Origin of the sequence: Nocardioides sp. HDW12B, assembly GCF_011299595.1 — a bacterium.
Taxonomy (GTDB): domain Bacteria; phylum Actinomycetota; class Actinomycetes; order Propionibacteriales; family Nocardioidaceae; genus Marmoricola_A.
Window position 1 is genome coordinate 1,708,566 of record NZ_CP049867.1, and the last position, 26,584, is coordinate 1,735,149.

Genomic DNA, 26,584 nt, shown 5'->3' on the forward strand with positions numbered 1-26,584 from the left:
GGTTCTCGGCATGTAACGCGGGGTTATGGACGCCTCGCAAGGCGCACAACCCGCGCCACCCGTCCACAACGCTCGGTCGGATGCGGTATGACGACGCGCACTCGGTCAGATGCGGTACGCCGACGCGCACTCGGTCATAGGCCGTACGCCGCCCCGCGACCCGGCGCCCTGGGAGCGACTCAGACGCGCTCGAGGATGGTGCCGCTGGCCATCGCCCCACCGGCGCACATGGCGATCAGGGCGCTCGAGGCGTCCCGGCGCTCGAGCTCGTGCAGCGCGGTGGTGATGAGGCGGGTGCCGGTCGAGCCGACGGGGTGCCCGAGCGCGATCGCGCCGCCGTTGACGTTCACCCGGTCGAGGTCGGGCCGGTGCACCTGCGCCCACGACAGCACCACGGAGGCGAAGGCCTCGTTGACCTCGAACAGGTCGAGGTCGTCGATCGACCGGCCGCTGCGGGCGAGCAACCGCTCGGTCGCCTGCACCGGTCCGTCGAGGTGGTAGTACGGGTCGCTCCCGACGAGGCACTGGCTGACGATCCGCGCCCGCGGCGTCAGCCCCAGCGACCGGGCCTTCTCCTCGTCCATCAGCAGGACCGCGGACGCCCCGTCGGAGATCTGCGAGGAGGTGCCGGCGGTGTGGAAGCCGTCGTCCAGCACGGTCCGCAGCCCGGCCAGGCCCTCGGCCGTCGTCTCCCGCAGGCCCTGGTCGACCTCGACCAGCCGGGTGCGCCCGGTCGGCTGACCCTCGGCGTCGAGCTCCGGCGCCTCGACCGGGGCGATCTCGCGCTTGAAGCGGCCCTCGTCGACGGCGACGCGGGCCTTGTGCTGCGAGGCCAGCCCGAAGGCGTCGAGGTCGGCGCGGGTCAGGCCGCGGTCGCGGGCGATGCGGTCGGCGCCCTCGAACTGGTTCGGCAGGTCGACGTCCCAGCCGGGGGCGCGGGGGCTGCCTGTGCCGGTCGGGATGTTGGCGCCCAGCGGCACCCGCGTCATCATCTCGACGCCGCACGCGATGCCGGTGTCGATGACGCCGGCGTGGATCAGCCCGGCAACGAGATGGGTGGACTGCTGGGCCGAGGAGCACTGGGCGTCGATGGTGGTGCCGGCGGTGTGCCGGGGGAGCCCGGCCAGCAGCCAGGCTCGGCGTACGAGGGCGCTGGACTGCTCCCCGGCCTGCGTGACGCAGCCGCCGATGACCTGCTCGACCTCGTCGGCCGGGACGCCGGAGCGCTCGATCAGCGCGTGGTAGACCGCCGCCAGCGTCTCCTGCGCGTGCAGGCCGGCGAGGTGTCCCTTGCGCTTGCCGATCGGGGTGCGTACGGCGTCGACGATGACGGGATTGCCCACGGGGACCTCTTCGCTGGGGGACAGGAGTCCAAAGTAGAACGTGTTCTCATTGGCGGCAAGCGACGTGGCGCGGGCCACGCCGCACGGAGGCTTCCCTCACCCCGGCTTGTGTGCCAAGGTGACTAGAACGTGTTCCACTTTGCACGGCAGACGACCTGACTCATGGAGGACCTGTGAGCGCACCCCAGCCCGGCTTCGACCCCACCGACCCCGACGTCAACGAGGCCGGGTTCCCTCACGAGCAGCTGGCGCAGATGCGTCGTACGGCGCCCGTGTCGTGGGTCGAGCAGGTCCCCGAGGCCTACGCGGGCTTCGAGAACGCCCCGGGCTACTGGGCGGTGAGCCGGCACGCCGACGTGGCGGCGGTGTCGAAGGACAACAAGAACTTCTCCACCCGCGAGAACGGCGCCATCATCCGCTTCGCGCCCGACATGACGCGCGAGCAGGTCGAGGTCCAGAGCGTCATGCTCATCAACCACGACGCCCCCGAGCACACCCGCTACCGCCAGGTCATCTCGCGCGGCTTCACTCCGCGGGCGATCAACGCGCTGCGCGACGACCTCGAGAAGCGCACCCACCAGATCGTCGCCGCCGCCCGCGACAAGGGGCACGGCAACTTCGTCGAGGACATCGCCGCCGAGCTGCCGCTCCAGGCGATCGCCGACCTGCTCGGCGTGCCCCAGGAGGACCGGGCCAAGCTCTTCGACTGGTCGAACCAGATGATGGGCTACGACGACCCGGAGTACGACGTCGACCCCGAGGCCGCCTCGATCGAGATCCTCATGTACTTCATGGCGATGGCCGAGGACCGCAAGGCCAACCCCCGCGACGACCTCGTGACCAAGCTGATCAGCGCCGACGTCGACGGCCACGAGCTGAGCGCCGACGAGTTCGGCTACTTCGTCATCCTGCTGACCGTCGCCGGCAACGAGACCACCCGCAACGCGATCACCCACGGCATGCACGCCTTCTTCCAGAACCCCGACCAGTGGGAGCTGTTCAAGGCCGAGCGGCCCGCGTCGACGTACGACGAGGTGATCCGCTGGGCGACCCCGGTCACCGTCTTCCAGCGCACCGCACTCAACGACTGCCAGGTCGGCGGACAGGCCGTGCGCAAGGGCGAGCGCGTGGGGCTGTTCTACGCCTCGGCCAACCACGACGAGGACGTCTTCACCGACCCGCACCGCTTCGACATCACGCGGACGCCCAACCCGCACGTCGCGTTCGGCGGGCACGGCGCGCACTACTGCATCGGGGCGAACCTCGCGCGGATGGAGGTCGAGCTCGCCTTCAACATCATCGCCGACCTGATCCCCGACATCGCCCAGGCAGGCGAGCCCCGCCGACTGCGGCACGGGTGGATCAACGGGATCAAGGAGCTCCAGGTCACCTACTGAGGTCGGCTCCTCAGTCGTCCCCGGTGCTCGCGCGGGCTCTCACGCGCCGGGCCTTCGCGCGCACCTTGTCGGCCAGGGCGACCCCGGAGTCGAGCAGCGCCGCGGCCTGCGGACCTGTCAAGCCGGTCGCGAGATCCGCGACCGTGACGTCGTGGGCCGGGCGGTCGAGCACCTCGACCTCGTCGCCGGCCCCGACGCTGCCCTCACGCACCACCCGGCACATCGCGCCGACGCGTCCGGTGGCGTTGAAGTCGAGGTGGAAGCCGTCCACGCCGACCCGCTGCGCGAGGTTCTTGCACGGCGTGCGGGGCTTGCGGACCTCGAGCTCCACCTCGCCCACGCGCCAGCGCTCGCCGATCTGGGCGCCGGTCACGTCGAGGCCGGACACCCGCAGGTTCTCCCCGAAGAACCCGGCCGGCACCTCGCGCCCCAGGACCTCGGCGAAGTGGGCCGCGTCCTCGTCGGCGTACACGTAGACCGCGGCGTCGGGACCGCCGTGGCTCGAGTCGATCTGCGTGTCGCCGTCCAGCCCCAGCGGGCCGACCGCAACGCGACCGGAGGCGGGACGCTTGTCGATGGCGGTGTCGTGGTACCACCCCGGGCGCACCTCGTGGACGACGCACACCGCGGTCACCCTCGACGACATGCCCTCACCCTGCCACGCGCCCGACCGCCGGCGGAGCGTCGTACGGCGATCAGTCGCGGGCGGTGAGGACGAGCGGGCCGTCGGGGGTGATGGCGATGGTGTGCTCGGAGTGCGCACCGCGCGAGCCGTCGGCGCTGCGCAGGGTCCAGCCGTCAGGGTCGGTGAAGATCTGGTCGGTGGTGGCCAGGAACCACGGCTCGATGGCGATGACCAGGCCCGGCTTGAGGGGGAACCCGCGCCCGGCGCGGCCGTCGTTGGGGATGTGCGGGTCGCCGTGCATGGTGCGGCCGACGCCGTGCCCGCCGAACTGCGTGTTGATGCGGTAGCCGGCGGCGCGGCCCACGGCCGAGATGGCTGCGGAGATGTCGCCGACCTTGCCGCCCGGCTGAGCGGCCGCGATGCCGGCGGCCAGCGCCTCCTCGGAGGTGGCGATCAGCTTCTCGTCGCTCGCGGTGGCGGTGCCGACCACGAAGCTGACGGCGGAGTCGGCGACCCAGCCGTCGACCGACACGGCGAAGTCGAGGCTGACCAGGTCGCCGTCGCGCAGCACGTAGTCGTGGGGGAGCCCGTGCAGCACGGCGTCGTTGACGGAGGTGCAGATGACCTTGCCGAAGGGGCTGGCGCCGAAGGACGGGTGGTAGTCGATGTAGCAGGACTCGGCGCCGCGCTCGCGGATCATGGCGTGCGCCATCTCGTCGATCTCGAGCAGGTTGGTGCCCACCCCGACCTTCGCGGACAGGGTGGTCAGGACGTCGGCGACGAAGCGCCCGGCGGGGCGCATCTGCTCGATCTCGGCGGGGGTACGAAGCTCGATCATGGTGCGACGAGGCTATCGGTCCGAGCTGGGGCGGCGAAATCGTTCAAAAGAACGTTCAGAACCCCGGGCCCGCGTCGTACGACGACTTCTGAACGTTCTTTTGAACGAGATGTTCACGCCGGGCGGGCGGAGCCGACGACCCACATCGCGAAGAACTGCGAGCCCCCGCCGTAGGCGTGCCCCAGCGCCCGGCGGGCGTCCGGCACCTGGTGCTCCCCAGCGGCACCACGCACCTGCAACGCCGCCTCGGCGAACCGGATCATCCCGGACGCACCGATCGGGTTCGACGAGAGCACGCCGCCGGACATGTTCACCGGCAGGTCACCGTCGAGCGCGGTGGCGCCCGACTGGGTGAGCTTCCACCCCTCGCCCTCATGGGCGAAGCCGAGGTTCTCCAGCCACATCGGCTCGAACCAGGAGAACGGCACGTAGATCTCCGCGCAGTCGATCTCGGCGAACGGGTCGGTGATCCCGGCCTGCTTCCACAGCGCCGCGGCCGCGACCTGGCCGGCCTGCGGGTTGACCTGGTCGCGCTCGGCGGCCGTGGTCGGCTCGGTCCGCATCACCGTGCCGTGGATCCAGGCCGGGTTCGGCGAGGCGGCGGCGGTGTCCTCGTCGGAGATCACCAGCGCGCAGGCGCCGTCGGAGGACGGGCACGTCTCGTCGTAGCGGATCGGGTCCCAGAGCATCTGCGAGGCCAGCACCGACTCGACGGTGACGTCGGGGTTGCGCAGGTGCGCGTACTCGTTGCGGTTGGCGTTCTGCCGGTCCTTGGCGGCCACGATCGCGCCGACCTCGACGGGCGCGCCGCTGCGCCGGATGTAGGAGCGCACGTGCGGCGCGAAGTAGCCGCCCGCCCCCGCGTGCACCGGCATGATGAACGGCACCGGCACCGACAGGGCCCACATCGCGTTGGACTCCGACTGCTTCTCGAACGTCACCGCCAGCACCCGCCGGTGGATCCCGGCCTGTACCAGCGAGGCCGCCACGTTGGCGGTCGATCCGCCGACCGACCCCGCGGTGTGCACGCGCAGCAGCGGCTTGCCCGGCACGCCGAGCGCGTCGCTGAGGAAGAGCTCGGGCATCATCACGCCCTCGAACAGGTCGGGCGCCTTGCCCACCACCACGGCGTCGATGTCGTCGAAGCCGACGTTCGCGTCGGCCATCGCCCGGTCGACCGCCTCGCGGCAGAGCCCGGCCATCGACACGTCGCCGCGCTTGGCCCGGTAGTGGGTCTGGCCCACGCCGATGACGGCCGCCAGCTGCTTGCCCATCAGTTCCCTCCCGGGGTCGCGCCCATGACGCACAGCAGGTTCTGCTGCAGCGCCGGGCCGGACGTCGCGTGGCCCAGGACCCTGCTCGCCGAGCCGTCGTGGATGCGTCGCGCCGCCTCGCCGATCCGGATCAGCCCCCCGGTGAACATCGGGTTGCCCGACAGCGAGCCGCCCGACGGGCTGATCGCCGTACTGCCGTTGAGTCCGAGCTCGGCACGCAGCATCAGCTCCTGGTGGCTGAACGGCGCGTGCAGCTCGGCGACCTCCACCCCCGCGAGGTCGAGCCGCGAGGCCGCTCCGGCCGCGGACGGGGCGCGCGCCAGGTCGCGGAGCGACAGGTTCTGCCCGTCCGAGCGGTGCTCGAGACCGGTGATCCACGCCGGAGCGTCGTGCACGTCGCGCGCGCGGTCTTCGGCGGCCAGCACGATCGCTGCCGCGCCGTCGGTCACCGGGGCGCAGTCGTGCTTGCGCAGCGGATCGGCGAACATCGGCTCGGCGAGCAGGTCGTCGACTTCGTGTTCACCTGACAAGATCGCCCACGGGTTGGCGCGCGCGTCCGAGCGGGAGCGAGCCACCACGGACGCCAGGTCCTCCTGCGACCAGGCCCCGGACTCGAGCCCGAGCCGTGCCTGCATCGCCGCGATCGAGACCGTGTCCGGCCACAGCGGCGTGAGCACGTAGGGGTCGAGCTGCAGCGCCAGCACGCGCCGCAGCACGCCGGCCGACGACTTGCCGAAGCCGTAGACGACCGCGGTGTCGACCTCGCCGGTCTGGATCTTCACCCACGCCTCGTAGAGCGCCCACGCCGCGTCCATCTCGACGTGCGACTCGTTGACCGGCGGCAGCGTGCCGATCGCGTCCACCGCGGAGACGAACGAGAACGCCCGCCCGGCCAGGTAGTCCGAGGACCCCGAGCACCAGAAGCCGATGTCGTCCTTCGTCCAGCCGGTCTGCTCCCACAGCTCGCCGAAGATCGGCACCAGCAGCTCGACCATCGACGGGGACCCGTCGAAGTGAGCCGTCTGCCGCTGGGCGAAGCCCACCACGGCCACGTCGCGCGCCATCAGAGGTGCGCCCGGAACGACTCGAAGTCGGCGTCCGGCTCCCCGGTCGGCTCGAAGTGCAGGATGTTCTCCACCGTCGTGCCCCACTCCTCACGTGGCTTCCACACCGCCTTCACGCGCATCCCCATCCGCACCTCGTCGGCGGCGACGCCCTGGATGAGGTGCAGGAAGCCGATGTCCGCGCCCTCGAGCAGCACGTACGCCGAGACGTACGGCGGCGTGATCTTCTGGCCCAGGAACGGCACGTTCACCACGCAGTACGTCGTCACGATGCCGTGGTCGGGCAGCTCGACCTCGTCGGTCGTCGGCACTCCGTCGACCGGGCAGGCGCCGCGGGGCGGGACGTAGACCTTCTGGCACGCCGGGCAGCGCTGGCCGAGGATCCGGCCCTCGGCGAGGCCGCGGAAGAACGCGGACTCCTCGGGGGAGGCCTCGTAGACGTAGTCGAGCTCGACGGGGGTGACGATCCCGGTCACGGGGTCGGACTCGGAGGCGGTGGGCGCGTTGCCTGCGCCCGAGGGGGTCGCGCCGTCCAACCACCCTCGCTCCTTCGTCGCTCGGGGGCCAGGCCCATCCACGGCCGGCGCGGCACCCTCGGCGCCCGGCTCCGTAGCCCCGTACCGTTCCCTGCCAGCCGCCGCGACGGGTTCGAAGAAGCGGATGTCGGTGATGTGGCCCTGGGGGGTGTCGGACCAGACGGCGCGGACCGTCATGCCGGTGGTGAGGGCGGAGGGGCCGGAGGCCTTGACGGCGTGGAGGAGGGGGGCGGTGGCGCCGTCGAGGGTGATGAGGGCGAAGGCGAAGGGCTCGGCGACGGGCTGGCCGGCGACGGGCTCGGACACCCAGGTCCAGGTGACGACCGTGCCGTGGTCGGCGACGGGGACGAGGTCGTCGGTGCTCAGGGGGGCGTAGGTGACGGGGTCGAACTCGACCGGGGGGACGACGACGCGGTCGTCCGACGTACGGATGCCGACGACGCGGCGCTCGCGCAGGCCGGTCATGAAGGCGCCGAGGACCGGTCCGGTCGAGCGGGTGTAGTCGAAGGCCACCCGGAGGGGGGCCGACAGGACGCGACCGGAGTCGGTGGCGGGGGCGGCGGTCATGTCCGAAATGAAACACGTTCTAGTTCTGCACCGCAAGGGCGACCCGCTGCGAGCGACATCACGCCCGGGCGGGACCGTGCCGTGGCAGGGTGACCGGCATGAAACTGGGTCTGCAGCTGGGGTACTGGGGAGCGCGACCGCCGGAGGGCGTCGCCGAGATGGTCGCGGAGGCGGAGCGCTGCGGCTTCGACGCCGTCTTCACCGCCGAGGCGTGGGGGAGCGACGCGTTCACCCCGCTGGCGTGGTGGGGCAAGGACACCGAGCGGCTGCGGCTCGGCACCTCCATCGTGCAGATGTCGGGACGCACGCCGACCTCGATCGCCATGCACACGCTGACGCTCGACCACCTCTCGAACGGCCGCGTCATCCTCGGCATGGGCGTCTCGGGTCCGCAGGTGGTGGAGGGCTGGTACGGCCAGCCGTTCTCCAAGCCGCTGGCCCGCACCCGCGAGGTCGTCGACATCATCCGCCAGGTCCTCGCCCGGCAGGGCCCGGTCACCAACGACGGCCCGCACTACCCGCTGCCGTTCCACGGCGAGGGCTCGGTCGGTCTCGGCAAGCCACTGAAGCCGATCACCCACCCGCTGCGCGCTGACGTCCCGATCTGGCTCGGCGCGGAGGGCCCCAAGAACGTCGCCCAGACCGCCGAGATCGCCGACGGCTGGCTCCCGATCTTCTACTCCCCGGCCTCGGCCGACATGTACCGCCCGTGGCTGGCCGAGGGATTCGCCCGCGAGGGCGCGCGGCACACGCCCGAGACGTTCGAGATCGCCGCCACCTGCCACCTCGAGGTCACCGACGACCGGCCCCGCGCCCTCGAGGCGATGAAGCCGTTCGCGGCGCTCTACATGGGCGGGATGGGCGCGAAGGAGGCGAACTTCCACAAGCAGGTCTTCGAGCGGATGGGGTACGCCGACACCGCCGACCGGGTCCAGGAGCTCTACCTCGACGGCCGCAAGGACGAGGCGACCGCCCTCATCCCCGACGAGCTCGTCGACGACATCCACATCATCGGCGACGCCGCCCTCGTCAAGGACCGCGTGCAGCAGTGGGAGGACGCCGGGGTGACGACCTTGCTGCTCTCGTGCCGCTCGGCCGACGAGATCCGACAGGTGGCCGAGGTCGTGCTGGGGTGAGCGGGCGTCCGGGTGGGGGACTCGGATCCGTCGCCTCGCTGGCCCGTCGGCGCCCGCCCATCGGGCGCCTCGTCGGTGCCTACGGCCTGTTCATCCTCAGCGAGTACGTCGCCTGGGTCGTCGTCCTCGTCATCGCGTTCAAGCGCGGCGGTGCCACCGAGGCGGGGCTCGTCGCACTGGCCCAGCTGGCCCCGGCCGCCGTCGCGGCGCCGTACATCGCACGCCTCTGCGACCGCTACCCGCCCTGGACCGTGCTCTACGGCGGGTACGTCGTGCAGGGCGCCGGTCTGGTCGTGGCCGGTGGTGCGGCGGCGCTCGGCGACGTCCTCGGGGTGTACGTCGGCTCCGTGGTCGCCTCGGTGGCCGTCGTCACCGCGCGTCCGGCGCAGGCCGCGCTGCTGCCCCGCCTGGCCACCGCCCCGGAGGACCTGACCGAGGCCAACGTGCTGGTCGGCTGGATCGAGAACCTCGGCGTGATCGCCTCCGGCCTGGTCGCCGGCTGGCTGCTCGCCGCGTCCGGACCGACCGCGGGGCTGGTGCTCGCGGGCGTCGCGAGCCTGCTGGGCGGGGCGATGGTGTGGAAGCTCGGCCACCGGGTGGTCGTCGGCCACGACGCCTCACACCTCGCCGCCGAGCACGGCCCGCGTCCCCGGCTGGGCCCCGAGGCCAGGCTGCTGCTGGCGCTGCTGACGGTGCAGTGGGTCCTCATCGGCGGTCTCGACGTGCTCTTCGTGGTCATCGCCATCGACGTGCTGGGGGCCGGCGACGGCTGGGTGGGCTACCTGCAGACCGGTTTCGGGATCGGGGGACTGCTCGCCACCGTCGTCGCCGCGCTGCTCGTGGGGCGTCGGCTGGCGTGGCCCATCCTCGGCTCGGCGGTGGCCGCCGGCGCCTGCCTCGCGCTGGTCGCCGTCGCCCCGGGCGTGTGGACCTCCGCGGTGCTGCTGGCGCTGGTGGGAGCGTTCCGGTCCCTGCTCGACGTGGCCGGGCGGACACTGCTGCAACGGTCGGTGCCTCCGCACCTGCTGGGCCGGGTCTTCGGCCAGCTCGAGGGGCTAACCATGGCCGCCCTCGCCGTCGGCTCCCTGCTGGTGCCGGTGTTCGTCGAGCTCGGCGGCGACCGGGGAGCCATCGTCGGCATTGCGCTGGTGCTGCCGCTGGTCGCGCTCCTCGGCGGTCGCCGGCTGATGTCGGTGGACGCGGCCGCGACCGTGCCCGTCGTGGAGATCAGCCTGCTGCGCGACATGCGGATGTTCGGCGGCCTGCCCCCACCGGCGCTGGAGTCGGTGGCGATGGCCATGGAGCGACGGACCCTCGCACCCGACGAGGTCCTGATCCGCGAGGGCGACCCGGGGGACGCCTACTACGTCATCGCCGACGGTGCGCTGCACATCGAGCGCGGCGGCCGCTCGCTCGGGCTGCGGCACCGCGGGGACGGGGTGGGGGAGATCGCCCTGCTGACCGGTACGCCGCGGACCGCGACCGTCTCCGCCCACGGTGCGGCGACCGTCTACGAGCTGGGGCGCCAGCCGTTCCTCGCCGCCGTCAGCGGGCACCCCGGGACCACCGGGCTGCACCCGGTGGCCGCCACCATCCTCGACGAGCGGCTGCGCGACGACGACCCCGCCGCCGACGCCTGACCCTCACCGCTCGCGAAGCGTCACGTGTGTACGCGCGAAGCGTCACGTGTGTACGCGCGAGACGTCGCGTGTGTACGCGCGGAACGTCTCTCGCGCACACGCCTCACTCGCCGCCCGGGCACCCGTCGGTGGTGTCGACCAGCCAGCCCCGCAGGTGCACCAGGCTGAGCCGCGTGTGCGCCGTACCGTCGGGCCGCAGCACCCAGGCGGTCCCGCCGTCCTCGGTCATGACGAACGACTCACCCGCGGCGAGCCTGCGCTCGACGGCCTCCTCGGGCGTCGGGTCGCCCTTCGCCCCCGCGGCGAAGTCGAAGAAGCCGGTCGCCCGTGCGCCGTCCGCGCACACGATCCCCGGTCGCGGGTCGCCCGGACCGAGCCGGGTCGGCACGCCGGCGGCCTTGCCGACCGGCTCCGAGGTCGTTCGCGGCGCCGGGCTCGACGCAGCCGCGGTGGGAGCGTCGCCGACCCCGGCCTCGGGACCCTCGTCGCGGGCATCCCCGCACCCCGCGACGAGGGTCGCGAGGAGGACACCGGTCGCCACACGGGCGCGGACCTGTCGCCGTACTCGTGGGGTCATGGTTCCTCCTCCACCCTGGGACGCACGCCGGAACCTCCAGGTTCCCACTCGCGCAGCCCGCGCGGCCGTTGTCGGTCTCTGGAACACGTTCTAGTCTGACCCGATGCCCGACCTCGACCTCCGCACCGGCCCCCACAACGGCCACCTCCTCGTCCACGCCCTGCGCCGCCACCGGGACGCCCCGGTGCTGCACATCGACGGCGACACCTGGACCGGCCAGGACCTGGCCGACCGCACGAGCTGCTTCATCCAGGCGCTCGACGAGGTCGGCGTCGGAAGCGGGTCGACCGTGGGACTGCTCGCCCTCAACCGCCCGGAGGTGCTGGTCAGCATCGGCGCCGGCCAGCTGCTCGGGCTGCGTCGTACGGCGCTGCACCCGCTCGGCTCGGTGGACGACCACGCCTACGTGCTCGCCGACGCCGGCGTCGAGACGCTCATCGTCGACCCGCTCTTCGCCGACCGCGCCCGCGCGCTGCTCGAGCGGGTCGACTGCCTCACCCAGGTGCTGACCTTCGGCCCGAGCGACCTCGGCACCGACATCAGCGCGCTCACCGACAAGCAGACGCCGGAGCCGCTGGTCCCGCTCGACCTGCCGCCCGACACGGTCGTCGGCATCACCTACACCGGCGGCACCACCGGCAAGCCGAAGGGCGTCGTCGGCACCACCGGCTCGATCGCGACCATGACCACGGTCCAGCTCGCCGAGTGGGAGTGGCCCGAGCAGCCCCGCTTCCTCATGTGCACCCCGCTCAGCCACGCGGGGGCGGCGTTCTTCCTGCCCACGCTCATGGCCGGCGGGTCGATGGTCGTCCTGCCGCGCTTCGACCCCGCCGAGGTGCTGGAGGCGATCGAGCGGCACCGGGTCAGCGCCACCATGCTGGTGCCGAGCATGCTCTACGCGCTCATGGACCACCCGGACAGCCGCACTCGCGACCTGTCGAGCCTCGAGACGATCTACTACGGCGCTTCCGCCATCAACCCGACCCGGCTGGCCGAGGGGGTCGAGCGCTTCGGCCCGATCTTCGCGCAGTACTACGGCCAGTCCGAGGCGCCGATGGTCATCACCTACCTCGCCAAGGCCGACCACCTGCGCCGCGACAAGCTCGCCTCCTGCGGCCGCCCGAGCGCGTTCCTGCGCACGGCGCTGCTCGACGAGACCGGCGAGCGCGTCCCGGTCGGCGAGCCGGGGGAGATCTGCGTCGCCGGGCCGCTGCTCGCGGCCGGCTACTGGAACCTGCCCGACGAGACCGCCGAGACCTTCCGAGACGGGTGGCTGCACACCGGCGACGTCGCGCGTGAGGACGAGGACGGCTTCTGGTACATCGTCGACCGCACCAAGGACATGATCGTCACCGGTGGCTTCAACGTCTTCCCCCGCGAGGTCGAGGACGTCGTCGCCGAGCACCCCGCGGTCGCCCAGGTCGGCGTCATCGGCGTACCGGACGAGAAGTGGGGGGAGGCCGTCACCGCCGTTGTCGTGCTGCGCGAGGGGTACGACGACGGGGCGCGCGAGCGCGTCACCGCCGAGATCCAGGAGGCGGTCAAGCAGCGCAAGGGCTCGGTCCACACCCCCAAGCAGGTCGAGTACGTCGACGCCCTCCCGCTCACCGCCCTGGGCAAGCCCGACAAGAAGACGCTGCGGGCGACGTACTGGCAGGGCCACGCCCGCTCCGTCTAGGCGCACATTTCGTTCAAAAGAATGTTCAGAAGTGACTCACCACGCTCGAGGTGCAGTTCTGAACGTTCTTTTGAACGGAATCCTCAGCCCTCAGGCGGGGGTGAGGTGGGCGGTGAAGAGGCGCCGGTCGTGGGACAGGGCGCGGGAGCGGACCAGCACCTCGACGAGGACCTCGTGGCCGTCGGCACACAGGGCCGGGACCGTCACGGGCGTGTCGATCAGCGGGCCCCGCCCGGCGAAGAGGTGCAGGGTCACCCCGGCGAGGTGGGCCTGGCGGAACCGCTCGGGGATGACGTCGATCAGCCGGCCCCCCACCAGCGCGGCGGGGTCGGGGTAGCCGAGCGCCGTCGCCGCGGCGTGGCTGACCGCGACCACGGTGCCGCTGTCGTCGGCGGCGATGACGGCCTCGGCCGACTGCTGCACCACGGAGGCGTCCCACCGCAGCGGCGGGGCGGACGCGGGGGGTCCGCGGCGCACGGACGGGTCCCAGGTGACGGGGGCGTCGCCGGCCGCCTGCCGGGCCACCTCCTGGCAGATCCACCGTCGGAAGTCGCGGATCTCCGGCTGGATCGGCGGGGTGAGCAGCGACCCGGAGTCGGCCATCTCGGCGGCGTCCTCCAGCAGCCGGTTGAGCACCGCGAAGTGCCGCACCGAGCCGGGCGGCACCTCGAGCACGATCTCGTCGGCCGACACCAGTGGCTCCACCGCCCCGGCCATCACCTCCTCGGGGGCCTGTCCCAGGTCGGGGCGACGGATCTGCTGCTCCATCAGGGCGATCGCGGCGCTCGCCGACGCGTGCTCCTCGAGACCGGACAAGGACTCCTCGTCGAGACGCACCAGGAGGATCTCGCGCAGCAGCGACTCCGCGTGGATCTGCCAGGCGGCGTGCAGCAGCAGCGGGACCCGGCGCAGCACCACGGGAACGATGGGCAGCAGGCTGGACCCGCTCATCGGGGTCGGGTCGTGGTCGGGCAGGTCCGAGACGCCTCCGACCTCGAACCACACCGTCTTCGAGTTCACGCGCGAGCTCACGCCCCACCGCGTGCAGAGCTGGTCGACCATGAGCAGTCCGCGGCCGGTCGAGGCCAGGCTGACGTAGTGGCGCGGGACGGGCAGGTGCGCGCTGCGGTCGAGGACCTCGACACGCGCCCCGCCGTCGTACAGCACGACGGCGACGTCGATCTCGGTGCCCGCGTGCACCACGGCGTTGGTGACGAGCTCGCTCACGCACAGCTCGGCGGTGTCGAGCAGGTCGGGGTCGGGCAGCGACGTGCGGAGCGCGGCACGGACCGCGTGGCGGGCCTCGGCGACGCTCGAGGGGTGCGGGCGCAGACGGCGCAGCTCCTGCGAGCGATCTCGACTGGGGTCGGTCACGCGACGTTTCTACCCCACCCGCCCCATGCGACACGCCACAGTTGCGGCGTTCCGACGTACCTCATGCGGAGGAATCCCCGCACGGGCAGGGATTCCGGCCGCACCCGTGTGGCGGAGCACCTCGCGGGCACCGACGTGCAACCTTTGAGGCGCGTGGTGCGTCTTGAGGTCAGACAACCCGTCGAGAGGAACACGTCATGTCACGCAGGATCGTCGCTGTCGCCGTCGCGACCGCTGCCCTCGCCGGTGGCGCCTGGGGCGTCGGTTCGGCGTACGCCGACCACCGCGCCGCCCTGGACGGAGCCCGCCCCAGCGCGGCCGCTCCCGCCCCGGCCCCCACCCCGTCGGTCGACCCGGGCCGCGGCTCGGACCCGAAGGCCGACCCCTCGGAGCGTCCGGCTCCGCAACGACCCGCTCCGCGGCGCACCCCCGCTCCGCAGGTCACGCTGGAGCCGACGCCCGAGCCCGCACCCGTCCTGCTCGCTCCCGGCGACCAGGGGCCGGAGGTCCGGGAGATGCAGGCCCGGCTGCGGCAGATCTTCTGGCTCTCCGGCGACGTCACCGACTACTACGGCGACGCCTCGCGCGCCGCGGTCGCCGGCTTCCAGACCAAGCGCGGGCTGCCCTCGACGGGCTCGCTCGACACCGTGACCCTGGAGCGGCTGGAGGCGATGACCACGGAGCCGACCGCGGACGAGCTCGCCAACGTCGAGCCGGAGCCGGTGGACCCGGCCGACGGCGCCGGGCTGGACCCGCGGTGCCTGACCGGGCGCGTGCTGTGCGTCGACAAGTCGAGCAGCAGCCTGCGCTGGGTGATCGACGGCGAGGTCCAGCTCACGCTGGACGCGCGCTTCGGCGGCAACGGCTACACCACCCGTGAGGGGCAGTTCGCGGTGACCTTCAAGGACCGCGACCACGTCTCGAGCCTCTACGACACCTCGATGCCGTTCGCGATGTTCTTCAGCGGCGGCCAGGCCGTGCACTACTCGCCCGACTTCGCGGCCACCGGGTACGCCGGCGCGTCCCACGGCTGCGTCAACATCCGTGACTACGACGCCATCGCGGGCCTGTACGACGAGGTGCTCGTCGGCGACAAGGTCGTCGTGTACTGGTCCTGACCTCCCACAGGCCCAGGCACGACCTCTCTGGCCGTCGGGCCGCCCCCGTGGCGGCCCGGCGGCCCTTCCGCGTCCTGCCCGCGTCCCTCCCGCGTCCCTCCCGCGTCCTGCCGGCTCAGCGGCCGGTGAACTGCGGGGCGCGCTTCTCCAGGAAGGCCCGCGGGCCCTCCTTCGCGTCCTCGCTCGCGAACACCGCGGCCCCGACCTCGGCGTCGGCCTTCCAGGTGTCGTTCTCGTGCAGGCCCTCGCTGTCGCGGATGGTGCGCAGCACCGCCTGCACCGCGAGCGGTCCGTTCGCCGCGATCAGGCCTGCCAGCTCGTGGGCCTTGGCGAGGGCCTCGCCGTCGGGCACGACGTGGCCGATGAGGCCGAGCTCGCGGGCCTCGGGCGCCTTGACGTGACGGCCGGTCAGCAGCAGGTCGGCGGCCACGGTGTAGGGGATCTGGCGGGGGAGACGCACGGCGGAGCCGCCGAGCGGGTAGAGGCCCCACCGCACCTCCGAGACGCCGAAGCGAGCACTCTCTCCGGCGACGCGGATGTCGGTGGCCTGCAGGATCTCGGTGCCGCCCGCGATCGCCGGCCCCTCCACGGCGGCGATCAGCGGCTTGGTCAGCCGGAAGCCCTTGAGCAGCGACTTGATCACCGACGGGTCGAACGCCCCGCTCTCGAAGCTGTCGCTGGGGTGGCTGCTGGTCATCGCCGTGAGGTCGGCGCCGGCGCAGAACGCCCCGCCCGCGCCGGTCAGGATCGCGACCCGGACGTCGGGATCCTCGTTCACCCGGTCCCAGGCGTCGCTCATGATCGCGAGCATCTCGCCGGACAGCGCGTTGCGCTTCTCGGGCCGGTTCATGGTCACCACGAGGGTGTGGTCGACGAGCTCGACGAGGGCGTGGGGGACCGACATGGGCTCTCCTCGGATCGGGGTCCCGGCGGTGCGACCGCCGGTGCCGCTCACCCTAGTCAGAAACGAGAACGTGTTCTAGTCTGCCTCCCGTGGCCCTCAACATCGCTGACCTCTTCGAGCACGCCGTCGACGTCGTCCCCGAGCGGACGGCCCTGATCGTCGGCGAGCGCCGCGTGACCTACGCCGAGCTGGAGAGCGAGGCCAACCGGCTCGCCCACTACCTCGCCTCGGAGGGCGTCGGCGCCGGAGACCACGTCGGGATCCTGTCGAAGAACAGCGTCGAGCACGTGGTGGCGCTGCTGGCGGCGTACAAGTTGCGCGCGATCGCCATCAACATCAACTACCGCTACGTCGAGGGCGAGCTCGACTACATCGTCGACAACGCCGACCTCGTGGTCCTGCTCCACGAGCGGGTGTACGCCGACCTGGTCGCCAAGGTCTTCCCCAAGCACGACCAGCTGCGCCGGGTCGTGGTGATCGACGACGGCACCGAGGAGGCCTCGGCCCGGGAGGCGGTGGCGTCGTACGGCGGGGTGGCCTGGGCCGACGCGGTCGCCGACCGGCCCACCGGACGCGACTTCGACGAGCGCTCCAACGACGACCTGTACGTCGTCTACACCGGCGGCACCACCGGCTACCCCAAGGGCGTGATGTGGCGCCACGAGGACGTCTGGCGCACCCTCGGCGGCGGCATCGACTTCTACAGCGGTGAGCGGCTCGAGGAGCACAGCCAGTCGAGGAAGGCGACCGAGGGCCAGCCGATGATGACCTTCCCCCTCAGCCCGATCATGCACGGCGGTGCGCAGTGGGGGATGCTCATGCACCTCTTCGCCGGCCACGCCACGATCCTGGCGCCGACCTTCGACCCGGCCGAGATCTGGTCGACCATCGAGCGCGAGAAGGTGCAGCTGATCTTCATGACCGGCGACGCGATGGCGCGCCCGCTGATCGAGGAGTTCGAGCGCGGCGAGTACGACGCCTCCTCGCTGTTCGCCGTCTCCAGCAGCGCGGCCATCTTCAGCCGCCCGGTCAAGGAGCGCTGGATGGCGGCCTTCCCGAACACGATCTTCACCGACTCCGTGGGCTCCAGCGAGACCGGCTTCCAGGGCATGGGCATGGTCGACAAGGAGAGCCTCAAGGCCGAGGGAGCGGTGACCACGCTCGGCCCGGAGGTCGTGGTGCTCGACGAGCAGAACCGCATCCTCGACCCGGCCGCCAACGTCGGCGTGGTGGGGCGGCTGGCACGAGGCGGCAGCGTGCCGCTGGGCTACTACAAGGACCCGGAGAAGTCGGCCGCCACGTTCCTCGAGATCGACGGCGCCCGCTACTCGGTGCCCGGCGACTTCGTCCGCATCGAGGACGGCAACCGGATCACGCTGCTCGGCCGCGGGTCCAACTGCATCAACACCGGCGGCGAGAAGGTCTACCCCGAGGAGGTCGAGATGGCGCTGAAGACCCACCCGGCCGTCTTCGACGCGCTGGTGGTGGCGACCCCCGACGAGCGCTTCGGCCAGCGGGTGACCGCCGTCGTGCAGACCCGTGAGGGCGAGGAGACCCCGTCCCTGACGGACCTCGACGCCCACCTGCGCTCGCAGCTGTCGGGCTACAAGATCCCACGCTCGCTCGTGACGGTGGACCAGATCCCGCGCCACGTGACCGGCAAGGCCAACTACCCGAAGGCGCGTGACCTGGCGCTGGCCGGGGTGTCTGACGGCGTGCCGGCCGGCGCGGGGGCCTGACGTGCGGACCGATCTCTGCGACCAGTTCGGCATCGACCACCCGATCTTCGCCTTCACCCCGAGCGAGCACGTCGCCGCGGCGGTCTCGCGCGCCGGCGGGTTGGGCGTCCTCGGGGCGGTGCGGTTCAACGAGGCCGAGGAGCTCGACCGGGTCCTGACCTGGATGGACGAGAACACCGACGGTCGCCCCTACGGCGTCGACGTCGTGATGCCGATGAAGATGCCCGACGAGGGCACCTCGCTCGACCTCGGTGCGATGATCCCCCAAGGACACAAGGACTTCGTCGAGCAGACGCTGCAGAAGCTCGGCGTGCCCCCGCTGGCGGAGGGCGCCGGTCGAGAGGGCGTGCTGGGGTGGCTGCACTCCAAGGCCCGCAGCCACGTCGACGTCGCGCTGACCCACCGTCCGGTGCTCATCGCCAACGCGCTCGGCTCGCCGCCGGTCGACGTGATCGAGCAGGCGCACGCGAAGGGCGTGAAGGTCGCGGCGCTGGCCGGCGCGGCCAAGCACGCCGCGTCCCACGTCGCCAACGGCGTCGACATCGTCATCGCCCAGGGCTACGAGGCGGGCGGGCACACCGGCGAGATCGCCAGCATGGTGCTGTGCCCGGAGATCGTCGACGCGGTCGGTGACGTGCCGGTGCTCGGCGCCGGCGGCATCGGCACCGGGCGGCAGGTCGCCGCCTCATTGGCGCTGGGCGCGCAGGGCGTGTGGACCGGGTCGGTCTGGCTGACGACCGAGGAGTACCAGAACCTCAACACCAACAAGGGCATGACCGAGGCGTTCCTGCGGGCCAGCAGCGCCGACACCGTGCGGGCCCGGGTCTACACGGGCAAGCCGGCGCGGCTGCTCAAGACGCGCTGGACCGAGGCCTGGGCGGAGGAGGGCGCGCCCGCCCCGCTGCCGATGCCGCTGCAGAACCTGCTCGTCTCCGAGGCCCACAGCCGCATGAACGAGCACGGCGACCCCGACGTCATCTCGATGCCGGTGGGCCAGATCGTGGGGTCCATGAACGAGGTGCGCCCCGTGGCCGCCGTGATGGCGGAGCTGGTGTCCGGCTTCGAGGACGCCGTCGGGCGCCTCGACAAGATCCGCCACGCCTGAGCGGCGCACATTTCGTTCAAGTGAACGTTCAGAACCCCGGCCGGGACCTGCACCAGGGGCTCTGAACGTTCTTGTGAACGACATCTGACGGCACCATGGGGATGTGGACGTGGGCGCGAGGGAGTGGAGCGACGAGGCGGTCGCGCAGGCGTTCGTGGACTGGTTCTGGGTGCCGGACGGGTCCGAGACGTGGGAGGTCCCCGGCGCGCGGGTCGTGCGCTTCCCGGCGTACGTCGCCCGCCGGATGCACGCCACGCTGCACCTGACCGGGACCGACGACCCCGCCCCGGGCGACCTGCTGGACGCAGTCCTCGAACGCACCCGCGCCGCCGGTGAGCGCGAGGTCCGCCTGCACGTCGCCGAGCGCCCCGCCCACGAGGACCTGCTCGCGGCGCTCCTCGAACGCGGTCACGTGGAGGAGACGCTGGCCCAGCTCGCGTTCACCGGTACGCCGCCCCCGGTCGCGTCCGGTGCCCCCGAGGTCCGACCGGTGCTGAACGAGCGCGACGCCCGCGGCCTGGACCGCGTCGACGTGGCGGTCTTCGACGAGAAGCCCGCTGACGACGCACGCGTCACGGACCTGGTCGCGGACTGCCGTGCCCAGTGGGACGCCCGCACCGACGCCCGCTTCGTCGCCTGGCGCGGCGACGAGCCGCTCGGCTCGGGCGGGATGTCGCGGGCCGGGGACGTGCTGCGCCTGTGGGGCGGGGCGACGATGCCGGCCGCGCGCCGCCAGGGCGTGTACGCCGCGGTGCTGCGGACCCGGCTGGCCACCGGCTGGGACTGGGGCACCACGCTCGCGATCGTCCGCGGGCGGGTCGAGACCTCGGCCCCGCTCCTGGAGGGGACCGGCTTCACCACCGTCGGACGCCAGCTCGCGGTCGTCGTACCGGTGCCGGGCACCTGACGCACGCCCGGCCCGGGGCTAGGGTCGCGCCATGCGCGCCATCTCGTACGCCGTCACCGGCGAGCCCGACGTCCTGACCCTGAGCGACAAGCAGCCGACCGAGCCCGGCCCGGGCGAGGTCCGCGTCGCCGTGCACCGCTCGGGTGTCAACCCCACCGACTGGAAGAACCGCCGCGGTGCCGAGCCGGGTGTCGCCGTGGAGCCGGCCCAGGTGCCCAACCAGGACGGCGCCGGCGTCGTCGAGGCGGTCGGCGAGGGCGTCGACGAGAGCCGCGTCGGCGAGCGGGTGTGGCTGTGGGAGGCCGCCTTCAACCGGCCCGACGGCACCGCGCAGGAGCTGACCGTGCTGCCGGCCGACCGGGCCGTGCCGCTGCCCGACGAGGCGTCCTTCGACCTGGGCGCGAGCGTCGGCATCCCGTTCATGACCGCCCACCGCTGCCTGACCGTGGGGGAGGGCGGCCCGCTCGAGCTCGGGCCGGGGGCCCTCGACGGGGTCACCGTGCTGGTCTCCGGCGGTGCCGGCGCGGTCGGCAACGCCGCCATCAAGCTCGCCACCTGGTCGGGCGCCGAGGTCATCACCACCGTCAGCGGCCCCGAGAAGGCCGATCTGGCCCGCCGGGCCGGCGCCCGCCACGTCGTGAACTACCGCGAGGAGGACGTCGTCGAGGCCGTGCGCGAGATCGCCCCCGACGGTGTGCACGTCGTCGTCGAGGTGGCCGCCGCGGCCAACGCCGAGATCGTCGCCGGCGTGCTGGCGACCGGGGGTGCCGTGGCGGTCTACGCTGACGACGACAAGGCCCCGCTGACGCTGCCGGTGCGGCCCCAGATGCTGCTCAACGCCCGCTGGCAGTTCGTGCTGGTCTACAGCGCGCCGGCGGAGTGGAAGCAGCGCGCCGTGCGCGACGTGTCCCGGGGCATCGCCGAAGGCGTCGTCACGGTCGGCGAGGAGCACGGCGTACCCCTGCACCACTTCGCCCTCGAGGACACCGCCGGCGCCCACGCCGCCGTGGAGAGCGGCGCCGTCGGCAAGGTCATCGTCGACGTCACCGGCTGACCGCGCACATCTTGTTCACGCCGGTTCGGTGACGTCCGCGACGGTGGCGTCCAGCGCGGCGACGAGCGCAGCGGCGTCGACGGTCAGCGCCACACCGTGGGCTCCGCCTCCCAGCGACACCGGGCCGGTCATCCGCTCGTCGGCGACGACGGGCCACGGCTGCGTGGAGCCCAGCGGGGTGATGGTGCCGCGGACGTAGCCGGTGACGTCGTACGCCGTCGCCGCGTCGGGCATCGACAGCCGGTTCACCCCGAGCAGGGCGCGCAGCTTGGGCCAGCTGATCTCACGGTCCCCGGGCACCAGCACGAAGCGGTGGTCGCCGTCGGAGACCCGGACGACCAGGGACTTGACGATCGCGGACGGCGGTACGCCGCGGGCGTCGGCCGCCTCCTGCAACGACCGCACGCGCCCGTGCCGGGTGACGACGTGCTCCAGCCCGAGGGCCTCGGCGGCCGCGACCGCCCGGTGCGACTGGTCGGAGGGGTCGGAGGGGTCGGCGGCGGCGTCGGGCCGGGAGTCGCTCATCGCCCCAGCCTGCCACCCCCGCCAGGTCTCAGACCGGCTCGGCGGCCAGCACCCGACCGACGGCGCGGGCGGCCAGCGTGGTGCCGCCGAGTGCCATCTCCCACCGCTTGGCGGCGGTGAAGTAGCGGTGCGCCGGCGCGTCGAGGTCGATGCCGACGCCGCCGTGGACGTGCACGGCAGTATGGGCGATCGTGTGCCCGGTGTCGCACGCCCACAGCCGGGCGGTCGCGACCTCCGCCTCCGCCGGCAGGCCCTCGGCCAGCCGCCACGCCGCCTGGGTCACCGTCAGCCGGAGGCCCGCGACGTCGATGAAGCCGTCGGCCAGCCGCTGCGAGACCGCCTGGAACGTGCCGATGGGCCGGCCGAACTGCTCACGCGTCCGCGCGTAGTCGGCCGTCAGCCGCAGCGCGCCCTCGCACACCCCGAGCTGGAGCGCCGCGTGCGCCACCGCGAGGTGGTCCAGCAGCCAGCCGTGCGCCTCGGAGTCGCCGAGCCGTGAGGCCTCCGGCACGCGGACGCCGTCGAGCTCGAGCCGGGCGGTCCGGTCGCCGTCGGTGGTCCGCTGCTCGTGGACGCTCAACCCCTCCGCGTCGGCCGGTACGGCGAGCACCACCACGCCGTGGTCGGTGGCGGCCGGCACGAGGTGGAGGTCGGCGGACACGCCCGCGACCACGGTGGTCTTGGTGCCGGTGACGACCCAGTCCTGCCCCGAGCGGACCGCGGTGGTGCCGGGTCGGCGCGGCTCGGCCACGCCGTCCTCGGCGACGGCGACCGTCAGCACGGCCTCGCCGGTGGCGGCACGCGGCAACCAGGTCTGCGCCAGGTCGCTGCCGGCCCAGCGGGCGAGCGCCAGGGCGGCCACGGTGTGGGGGGCCAGCGGCTCCGGCGCCACGACCTTGCCGGCCTCGACCAGCACGGTGGTCAGCTCCAGCAGGCCCAGCCCGGCGCCGCCGTACGTCTCGGGGACCGCGAGACCCAGCAGCCCGGCGGTGCCGAGCTCGTGCCACAGCTCGCGGTCGAAGCGGTCGCCGCCGGCCTCGACCGCGGCCAGCCGGTCCGGGGTGCAGCGGTCGGCGAGGATGCGGGCGGCCAGGGGCTCGACGTCGCTCTGGCCGACGGTGGGGGTGAAGTCCATGGGTTCCTCTCGTGGGGGGTCTCGGCGAGCTCGACCGGCGGGTCGCTGCTCAGCGACGCGCCGGGGGCAGGCCGAGACCGACCATGCCGATGATGTCGCGCTGGATCTCGTTGGTGCCGCCGCCGAAGGTCATCACCAGCGACGAGCGGTGGTAGCGCTCGAGCCGGCCCCGCACGACGGCGGCGGGGGAGTCGGCGTGCACGACGCTGTTGGGGCCGACCACCTCCATGAGCGAGCGGTAGACCTGGGTCGCCAGCTCGGAGCCGTAGACCTTGGTCGCCGAGGCGTCGGCGGGGCTCAGGTCCTCGCCCCCGTCCTTGCCCGCGGAGGCGATCTTCCAGTTCATCAGCGCCAGCATCTCGGCGCGGGCGTGGGCGCGTCCGAGCAGCACCTGCACCCACTCGGCGTCGATGACGCGGCCGCCGGTACCGGGGTCCTTGGTCTGCTGGGCCCACTCGCGCACCAGCCGGATCGAGTGCTGCAACGGCGCCGCGGACGTCAGCGCCACTCGCTCGTGGTTGAGCTGGTTGGTCATCAGCGGCCAGCCGCCGTTGAGCTCGCCGACCAGGTTCGTCGCCGGGACCCGGACGCCCTCGTAGTAGGTCGCTGACGTCGAGACGCCGGCGACGGTGTGCACCGGGGTGTAGGAGAACCCGGCCGCATCGGCCGGCACCAGGATCATCGACAGGCCCTTGTGGCGCGGGAGGTCGGGGTCGGTGCGGCAGGCGAGCCAGATCCAGTCGGCGTACTGCACCAGGCTGGTCCACATCTTCTGTCCGTCGATCACCCAGTCCTCGCCGTCGCGGCGCGCGCGCGTCTTGAGCGACGCGAGGTCGGTGCCGGAGTCGGGCTCGGAGTAGCCGATCGAGAAGTGCAGGTCGCCGGTGAGGATGCGGGGCAGGAAGTGCTCCTTCTGCTCCGGCGTGCCGTAGCGCATGATCGTCGGCCCGACGGTGTTGAGCGTCAGGTAGGGGATCGGCACGCCGGCCACCGCGGCGGCGTCGGAGAAGATCAGCTGGTCGACCATCGAGCGGTCCTGGCCGCCGTACTCCGCCGGCCAGCCGATGCCGAGCCAGCCGTCGCGGCCGATGCGGCGGATGACGTCCTTGTAGACCGCGGTGTCGCCGAACTCGCCGGTCGCGGCACTGAGCCCAGCGCGGACCTCGTCGGTGACGAGGTCGGCGAAGTACTCGCGCAGCTCGGCGCGCAGCGCCTCCTGCTCCGGCGTGAGCGCGATGTGCATGGGTCTCCTCGGCGCTGGTGGGAGAGTGGGGACGGTCACGACGCGGTCGCACGGCTGGTCCCAGGCTCCTCAAAACTGTAACGTGTTCTAAGTATCGATCCGAGCGTCAGCCTTGTCGAGACCCGTGGAGGCCCCCGTGCAGGCAGGACAGCCAGTGCAGACCCAGGGGAAGCACGACCCCCGCCTGATCGACCGCGGTACGCCGCCGCAGCGGTTCGCGCGCGGCTGGCACTGCCTCGGCCTCGCCGAGGACTTCCGCGACGGCAAGCCCCACAGCGTGCCCGCCTTCGGCACGAAGCTCGTCGTGTGGGCCGACAGCCAGGGAGACCTCCAGGTCCTCGACGGCTACTGCCGCCACATGGGCGGCGACCTCACCCAGGGCACCGTCAAGGGCGACGAGATCGCGTGCCCCTTCCACGACTGGCGCTGGGGCGGCGACGGCCGCTGCAAGGCCATCCCCTACGCCAAGCGCATCCCGCTGCGGGCCCGCACCCGGACCTGGACGGCGATGGAGCGCAACGGCCAGCTCTTCGTGTGGCACGACGTCGAGGGCAACCCGCCGATCGCCGAGCAGATGATTCCCGAGATCCCGCAGGTCGCCTCCGACGAGTGGACCGGCTGGACCTGGAACACCCTCGACATCCCCAACGCCCACTGCCGCGAGATCGTCGACAACGTCGTGGACATGGCGCACTTCTTCTACATCCACTACGCCTACCCGAAGTACTTCAAGAACGTCTTCGAGGGCCACGTCGCCACCCAGTTCATGCACTCCTCGGGCCGTCAGGACATGGCCGGCGCCGGGTACGGCGACAGCGACCTGCTGCTGCAGTCGGAGGCCAGCTACTTCGGGCCGTCGTACATGATCAACCCGCTCACCACGACGTACAAGGGCTTCGAGATCGAGGTCATCCTCGTCAACTGCCACGTGCCGGTCAGCGACGACTCGTTCCGCCTGCAGTACGGCCTCATGGTGAAGAAGCCCGAGGGCCTCGACGACGAGACGTCGAACAAGATCGCCAAGAAGTACAGCGACATGTTCGGCGAGGGCTTCCTGCAGGACGTGCACATCTGGAAGAACAAGTCGCCGATCCAGAACCCCCTGCTGTGCGAGGAGGACGGGCCGGTCTACCAGCTGCGGCGGTGGTACGAGCAGTTCTACGTCGACGTCGCCGACGTGACGCCGGAGATGACGCAGCGCTTCGAGTTCGAGGTCGACACCACCCACGCCAACGAGAGCTGGCAGCGCGAGGTGGAGGAGAACCTCCGACGCCGCCAGGCCGAGGACGAGCAGTACGCCGACGCCGCGTCGGTCGAGCGGCCCGCGTCGGTCGAGCCCGTCGAGACCCCCGGCGGGGTGTGATGACCTCCTTCGCCCCCCTGAGCGAGGAGACCCACGAGGACCGGCGGCGCTACCTCGAGGGCCACCTCGCCGAGGTCTCGTGCCTGGACTGCCTGGCCCGGGTGCGCGTGCACAAGCAGAGCGAGTTCCACACGAGCATCCAGTGGGACGCGCAGTCCAGCGCCCACTGCGCCGAGCTCGCCCGCGCCCGCGCGGAGAACCCCCACCGCGTGCCCGCCGCCTGCGGCAGGCTGTCGGCGAGCATCCGCACCGCGGTCCGCGAGGGCCGCCTCGAGATCGGCGGCACCGTTGACTGAGGTCCGTGACCCCTCGGGTCCGCTCGACCTCCGGGTCCTCGAGGTGGTGGAGGAGACCGGCGACGCGCGCTCCCTCGTCCTCGAGGCGCCGGCCGGGCTGACCTACAAGCCGGGCCAGTTCCTCACCCTCGCCGTCCCGAGCGAGCAGACCGGCGTCGCGGCGCGCTGCTACTCCCTGTCGAGCGCACCCCACGAGACCGGTCACCTCCAGGTCACCGTCAAGCGCACCGCCGACGGCTACGCGTCGAACTGGATCTGCGACAACGTCCGCCCGGGCACCACGCTGACGGTGCTGCCGCCGAGCGGGATCTTCACCCCGGCCGACCTCGACGCCGACCTGCTCCTCTTCGCCGGCGGCAGCGGGATCACGCCGGTGATGTCGATCGTGAAGTCGGCGCTGACCCACGGCAGCGGCCACCTCGTCCTCGTCTACGCCAACCGTGACGAGTCGTCGGTGATCTTCGCGCGCGAGCTCGCCGAGCTCTCCGAGAAGTACGTCGACCGCTTCGTGCTGGTGCACTGGCTGGAGAGCCTGCAAGGGCTGCCCACCGCCGACCGTCTCCGTCCGGTGGCGGAGTACTTCCGCAGCTACGACGCCTTCGTCTGCGGGCCCGGGCCGTTCATGGGCGGTGTGGTGGCGATGCTCAAGGAGCTCGGCTTCCCCCGCGAGCGACGGCACCAGGAGAAGTTCGTCTCCCTCGGCGGCAACCCCTTCGGCGACGCCGCCATCAGCGGGGGCTCGGGGGTCGTCGACATCGGCGACCCGGGCGCCGAGGAGCCGGACCCGCCGCTGCGCGAAACCCCCGCCCGGGTCGTGGGCGACCTCGACGGGGAGGAGTTCGCCCTCGACGGGTGGGACCCCGGCACCCCGTTGCTGGACTTCCTGCTGTCCCAGGGCGTGGGAGCGCCGTACTCCTGCCGGGAGGGCAACTGCTCGGCCTGCGCCTGCATCGTCACCGACGGTGAGGTGTCGATGCGCGCCAACGACGTGCTCGACGCCGACGACCTCGCCGACGGCATCCGCCTCGCCTGCCAGTCCCTCCCCGTCTCCGACGAGGTCCGCATCACCTACTCCGGCTGAGAGGCGTCCTGCCGGTTTCACTGGGTACCTAGTGAAACCGGTGCTTCCCCGACGAAGTTTCGTTC

The 26,584-nt window shown here is 72.3% G+C and carries 24 protein-coding genes; 12 read left to right on the top strand and 12 right to left on the bottom strand.

The annotated features are described in order from the left end of the window. Nucleotides 1–179: 179 nt before the first annotated feature. Entirely contained in the window at nt 180–1,343 is a 1,164-nt protein-coding gene (locus G7072_RS08000; protein ID WP_166085223.1) for a steroid 3-ketoacyl-CoA thiolase, read from the bottom strand. Between the two features lie 173 nt (nt 1,344–1,516). On the opposite strand from G7072_RS08000, the gene G7072_RS08005 reads away from it, so the two are divergent. Next, a complete protein-coding gene (locus tag G7072_RS08005; RefSeq protein ID WP_240917203.1) occupies nt 1,517–2,740 on the top strand; it encodes a cytochrome P450 in 1,224 nt (407 codons plus the stop codon). Nucleotides 2,741–2,750: 10 nt separating this feature from the next. Here G7072_RS08005 and G7072_RS08010 read toward each other — a convergent pair whose 3' ends face one another. The 5 genes from G7072_RS08010 to G7072_RS08030 all read right to left on the bottom strand — a co-directional run bounded on the left by G7072_RS08010 (nt 2,751) and on the right by G7072_RS08030 (nt 7,644). Further along, on the bottom strand, nt 2,751–3,386 hold the full coding sequence (locus tag G7072_RS08010) for an MOSC domain-containing protein (protein ID WP_166085225.1): 636 nt from the start codon (nt 3,384–3,386) through the stop codon (nt 2,751–2,753). A gap of 49 nt (nt 3,387–3,435) precedes the next feature. Continuing rightward, on the bottom strand, nt 3,436–4,203 hold the full coding sequence (gene map / locus G7072_RS08015) for a type I methionyl aminopeptidase (RefSeq protein WP_166085227.1): 768 nt from the start codon (nt 4,201–4,203) through the stop codon (nt 3,436–3,438). Between the two features lie 113 nt (nt 4,204–4,316). Continuing rightward, nucleotides 4,317–5,477 (bottom strand): thiolase domain-containing protein, encoded by a 1,161-nt coding sequence (locus G7072_RS08020; RefSeq protein WP_166085229.1) that lies wholly within the window; start codon nt 5,475–5,477, stop codon nt 4,317–4,319. Next, the gene (locus G7072_RS08025) at nt 5,477–6,541 is read right to left on the bottom strand and encodes a thiolase domain-containing protein (protein ID WP_166085232.1); all 1,065 of its coding nucleotides are present in this window, start codon (nt 6,539–6,541) and stop codon (nt 5,477–5,479) included. The genes G7072_RS08020 and G7072_RS08025 overlap by 1 nt, the downstream gene beginning before the upstream one ends. Next, entirely contained in the window at nt 6,541–7,644 is a 1,104-nt protein-coding gene (locus G7072_RS08030) for an OB-fold nucleic acid binding domain-containing protein (RefSeq protein WP_166085234.1), read from the bottom strand. The genes G7072_RS08025 and G7072_RS08030 overlap by 1 nt, the downstream gene beginning before the upstream one ends. Before the next feature lie 98 nt (nt 7,645–7,742). Between G7072_RS08030 and G7072_RS08035 the strand changes: the two genes are divergently transcribed. Next, on the top strand, nt 7,743–8,780 hold the full coding sequence (locus G7072_RS08035; RefSeq protein WP_166085236.1) for an LLM class F420-dependent oxidoreductase: 1,038 nt from the start codon (nt 7,743–7,745) through the stop codon (nt 8,778–8,780). Next, on the top strand, nt 8,777–10,420 hold the full coding sequence (locus G7072_RS08040) for a cyclic nucleotide-binding domain-containing protein (RefSeq protein ID WP_166085238.1): 1,644 nt from the start codon (nt 8,777–8,779) through the stop codon (nt 10,418–10,420). The genes G7072_RS08035 and G7072_RS08040 overlap by 4 nt, the downstream gene beginning before the upstream one ends. A gap of 103 nt (nt 10,421–10,523) precedes the next feature. Here G7072_RS08040 and G7072_RS08045 read toward each other — a convergent pair whose 3' ends face one another. After that, nucleotides 10,524–10,997: a hypothetical protein gene (locus G7072_RS08045; RefSeq protein ID WP_166085240.1), complete on the bottom strand. Its 474-nt coding sequence runs from the start codon at nt 10,995–10,997 to the stop codon at nt 10,524–10,526. Nucleotides 10,998–11,100: 103 nt separating this feature from the next. Between G7072_RS08045 and fadD8 the strand changes: the two genes are divergently transcribed. Next, complete coding sequence (fadD8, locus tag G7072_RS08050; protein WP_166085242.1) at nt 11,101–12,675, top strand: fatty-acid--CoA ligase FadD8; 1,575 nt, start codon at nt 11,101–11,103, stop codon at nt 12,673–12,675. 90 nt (nt 12,676–12,765) lie between these two features. Here fadD8 and G7072_RS08055 read toward each other — a convergent pair whose 3' ends face one another. After that, complete coding sequence (locus tag G7072_RS08055; protein WP_166085243.1) at nt 12,766–14,049, bottom strand: ATP-binding protein; 1,284 nt, start codon at nt 14,047–14,049, stop codon at nt 12,766–12,768. A gap of 197 nt (nt 14,050–14,246) precedes the next feature. On the opposite strand from G7072_RS08055, the gene G7072_RS08060 reads away from it, so the two are divergent. Beyond that, nucleotides 14,247–15,167 (top strand): L,D-transpeptidase family protein, encoded by a 921-nt coding sequence (locus G7072_RS08060; RefSeq protein WP_166085245.1) that lies wholly within the window; start codon nt 14,247–14,249, stop codon nt 15,165–15,167. Between the two features lie 115 nt (nt 15,168–15,282). On the opposite strand, the gene G7072_RS08065 is transcribed toward G7072_RS08060, so the two are convergent. Continuing rightward, the gene (locus G7072_RS08065; RefSeq protein WP_166085247.1) at nt 15,283–16,071 is read right to left on the bottom strand and encodes a crotonase/enoyl-CoA hydratase family protein; all 789 of its coding nucleotides are present in this window, start codon (nt 16,069–16,071) and stop codon (nt 15,283–15,285) included. 89 nt (nt 16,072–16,160) lie between these two features. On the opposite strand from G7072_RS08065, the gene G7072_RS08070 reads away from it, so the two are divergent. The 4 genes from G7072_RS08070 to G7072_RS08085 all read left to right on the top strand — a co-directional run bounded on the left by G7072_RS08070 (nt 16,161) and on the right by G7072_RS08085 (nt 20,876). Then, nucleotides 16,161–17,810, top strand: coding sequence for an acyl-CoA synthetase (locus tag G7072_RS08070; protein ID WP_166085250.1), 1,650 nt, complete (start codon nt 16,161–16,163; stop codon nt 17,808–17,810). Between the two features lies 1 nt (nt 17,811). Next, a complete protein-coding gene (locus G7072_RS08075; protein WP_166085252.1) occupies nt 17,812–18,915 on the top strand; it encodes a nitronate monooxygenase family protein in 1,104 nt (367 codons plus the stop codon). A 109-nt stretch (nt 18,916–19,024) separates the two neighbouring features. Further along, entirely contained in the window at nt 19,025–19,822 is a 798-nt protein-coding gene (locus G7072_RS08080; protein WP_166085254.1) for a hypothetical protein, read from the top strand. A 31-nt stretch (nt 19,823–19,853) separates the two neighbouring features. Then, nucleotides 19,854–20,876, top strand: coding sequence for an NADPH:quinone reductase (locus tag G7072_RS08085; RefSeq protein ID WP_166085256.1), 1,023 nt, complete (start codon nt 19,854–19,856; stop codon nt 20,874–20,876). A 15-nt stretch (nt 20,877–20,891) separates the two neighbouring features. Here the strand turns inward: G7072_RS08085 and G7072_RS08090 are convergent, their stop codons facing one another. Genes G7072_RS08090 through G7072_RS08100 form a run of 3 tightly spaced genes read right to left on the bottom strand, consistent with a single transcriptional unit; the run spans nt 20,892 to nt 23,779 of the window. Continuing rightward, complete coding sequence (locus tag G7072_RS08090) at nt 20,892–21,401, bottom strand: YbaK/EbsC family protein (protein ID WP_166085258.1); 510 nt, start codon at nt 21,399–21,401, stop codon at nt 20,892–20,894. Between the two features lie 28 nt (nt 21,402–21,429). Next, complete coding sequence (locus G7072_RS08095) at nt 21,430–22,536, bottom strand: acyl-CoA dehydrogenase family protein (RefSeq protein WP_166085260.1); 1,107 nt, start codon at nt 22,534–22,536, stop codon at nt 21,430–21,432. 49 nt (nt 22,537–22,585) lie between these two features. Next, on the bottom strand, nt 22,586–23,779 hold the full coding sequence (locus tag G7072_RS08100) for an acyl-CoA dehydrogenase family protein (protein WP_166085262.1): 1,194 nt from the start codon (nt 23,777–23,779) through the stop codon (nt 22,586–22,588). A gap of 154 nt (nt 23,780–23,933) precedes the next feature. On the opposite strand from G7072_RS08100, the gene G7072_RS08105 reads away from it, so the two are divergent. Genes G7072_RS08105 through G7072_RS08115 form a run of 3 tightly spaced genes read left to right on the top strand, consistent with a single transcriptional unit; the run spans nt 23,934 to nt 26,519 of the window. After that, nucleotides 23,934–25,142: a Rieske 2Fe-2S domain-containing protein gene (locus G7072_RS08105; RefSeq protein WP_166085264.1), complete on the top strand. Its 1,209-nt coding sequence runs from the start codon at nt 23,934–23,936 to the stop codon at nt 25,140–25,142. Next, on the top strand, nt 25,142–25,438 hold the full coding sequence (locus tag G7072_RS08110; protein ID WP_166085266.1) for a hypothetical protein: 297 nt from the start codon (nt 25,142–25,144) through the stop codon (nt 25,436–25,438). Before G7072_RS08105 ends, G7072_RS08110 begins: the two co-directional genes overlap by 1 nt. Beyond that, nucleotides 25,431–26,519, top strand: a complete 1,089-nt coding sequence (locus G7072_RS08115; protein ID WP_166085268.1) for a ferredoxin--NADP reductase — start codon at nt 25,431–25,433, stop codon at nt 26,517–26,519. The genes G7072_RS08110 and G7072_RS08115 overlap by 8 nt, the downstream gene beginning before the upstream one ends. The last annotated feature ends 65 nt before the right edge of the window (nt 26,520–26,584 follow it).

What these genes read in the sequence shown, in the direction of transcription:
- G7072_RS08095 (WP_166085260.1), bottom strand. Translation starts at nt 22,536, where the DNA reads ATGGACTTCACCCCCACCGTCGGCCAGAGCGACGTCGAGCCCCTGGCC.
- G7072_RS08030 (WP_166085234.1), bottom strand. Translation starts at nt 7,644, where the DNA reads ATGACCGCCGCCCCCGCCACCGACTCCGGTCGCGTCCTGTCGGCCCCC.
- fadD8 (WP_166085242.1), top strand. Translation starts at nt 11,101, where the DNA reads ATGCCCGACCTCGACCTCCGCACCGGCCCCCACAACGGCCACCTCCTC.
- map (WP_166085227.1), bottom strand. Translation starts at nt 4,203, where the DNA reads ATGATCGAGCTTCGTACCCCCGCCGAGATCGAGCAGATGCGCCCCGCC.
- G7072_RS08110 (WP_166085266.1), top strand. Translation starts at nt 25,142, where the DNA reads ATGACCTCCTTCGCCCCCCTGAGCGAGGAGACCCACGAGGACCGGCGG.
- G7072_RS08100 (WP_166085262.1), bottom strand. Translation starts at nt 23,779, where the DNA reads ATGCACATCGCGCTCACGCCGGAGCAGGAGGCGCTGCGCGCCGAGCTG.
- G7072_RS08025 (WP_166085232.1), bottom strand. Translation starts at nt 6,541, where the DNA reads ATGGCGCGCGACGTGGCCGTGGTGGGCTTCGCCCAGCGGCAGACGGCT.
- G7072_RS08035 (WP_166085236.1), top strand. Translation starts at nt 7,743, where the DNA reads ATGAAACTGGGTCTGCAGCTGGGGTACTGGGGAGCGCGACCGCCGGAG.
- G7072_RS08045 (WP_166085240.1), bottom strand. Translation starts at nt 10,997, where the DNA reads ATGACCCCACGAGTACGGCGACAGGTCCGCGCCCGTGTGGCGACCGGT.
- G7072_RS08085 (WP_166085256.1), top strand. Translation starts at nt 19,854, where the DNA reads ATGCGCGCCATCTCGTACGCCGTCACCGGCGAGCCCGACGTCCTGACC.
- G7072_RS08060 (WP_166085245.1), top strand. Translation starts at nt 14,247, where the DNA reads ATGTCACGCAGGATCGTCGCTGTCGCCGTCGCGACCGCTGCCCTCGCC.
- G7072_RS08090 (WP_166085258.1), bottom strand. Translation starts at nt 21,401, where the DNA reads ATGAGCGACTCCCGGCCCGACGCCGCCGCCGACCCCTCCGACCCCTCC.
- G7072_RS08065 (WP_166085247.1), bottom strand. Translation starts at nt 16,071, where the DNA reads ATGTCGGTCCCCCACGCCCTCGTCGAGCTCGTCGACCACACCCTCGTG.
- G7072_RS08020 (WP_166085229.1), bottom strand. Translation starts at nt 5,477, where the DNA reads ATGGGCAAGCAGCTGGCGGCCGTCATCGGCGTGGGCCAGACCCACTAC.
- G7072_RS08010 (WP_166085225.1), bottom strand. Translation starts at nt 3,386, where the DNA reads ATGTCGTCGAGGGTGACCGCGGTGTGCGTCGTCCACGAGGTGCGCCCG.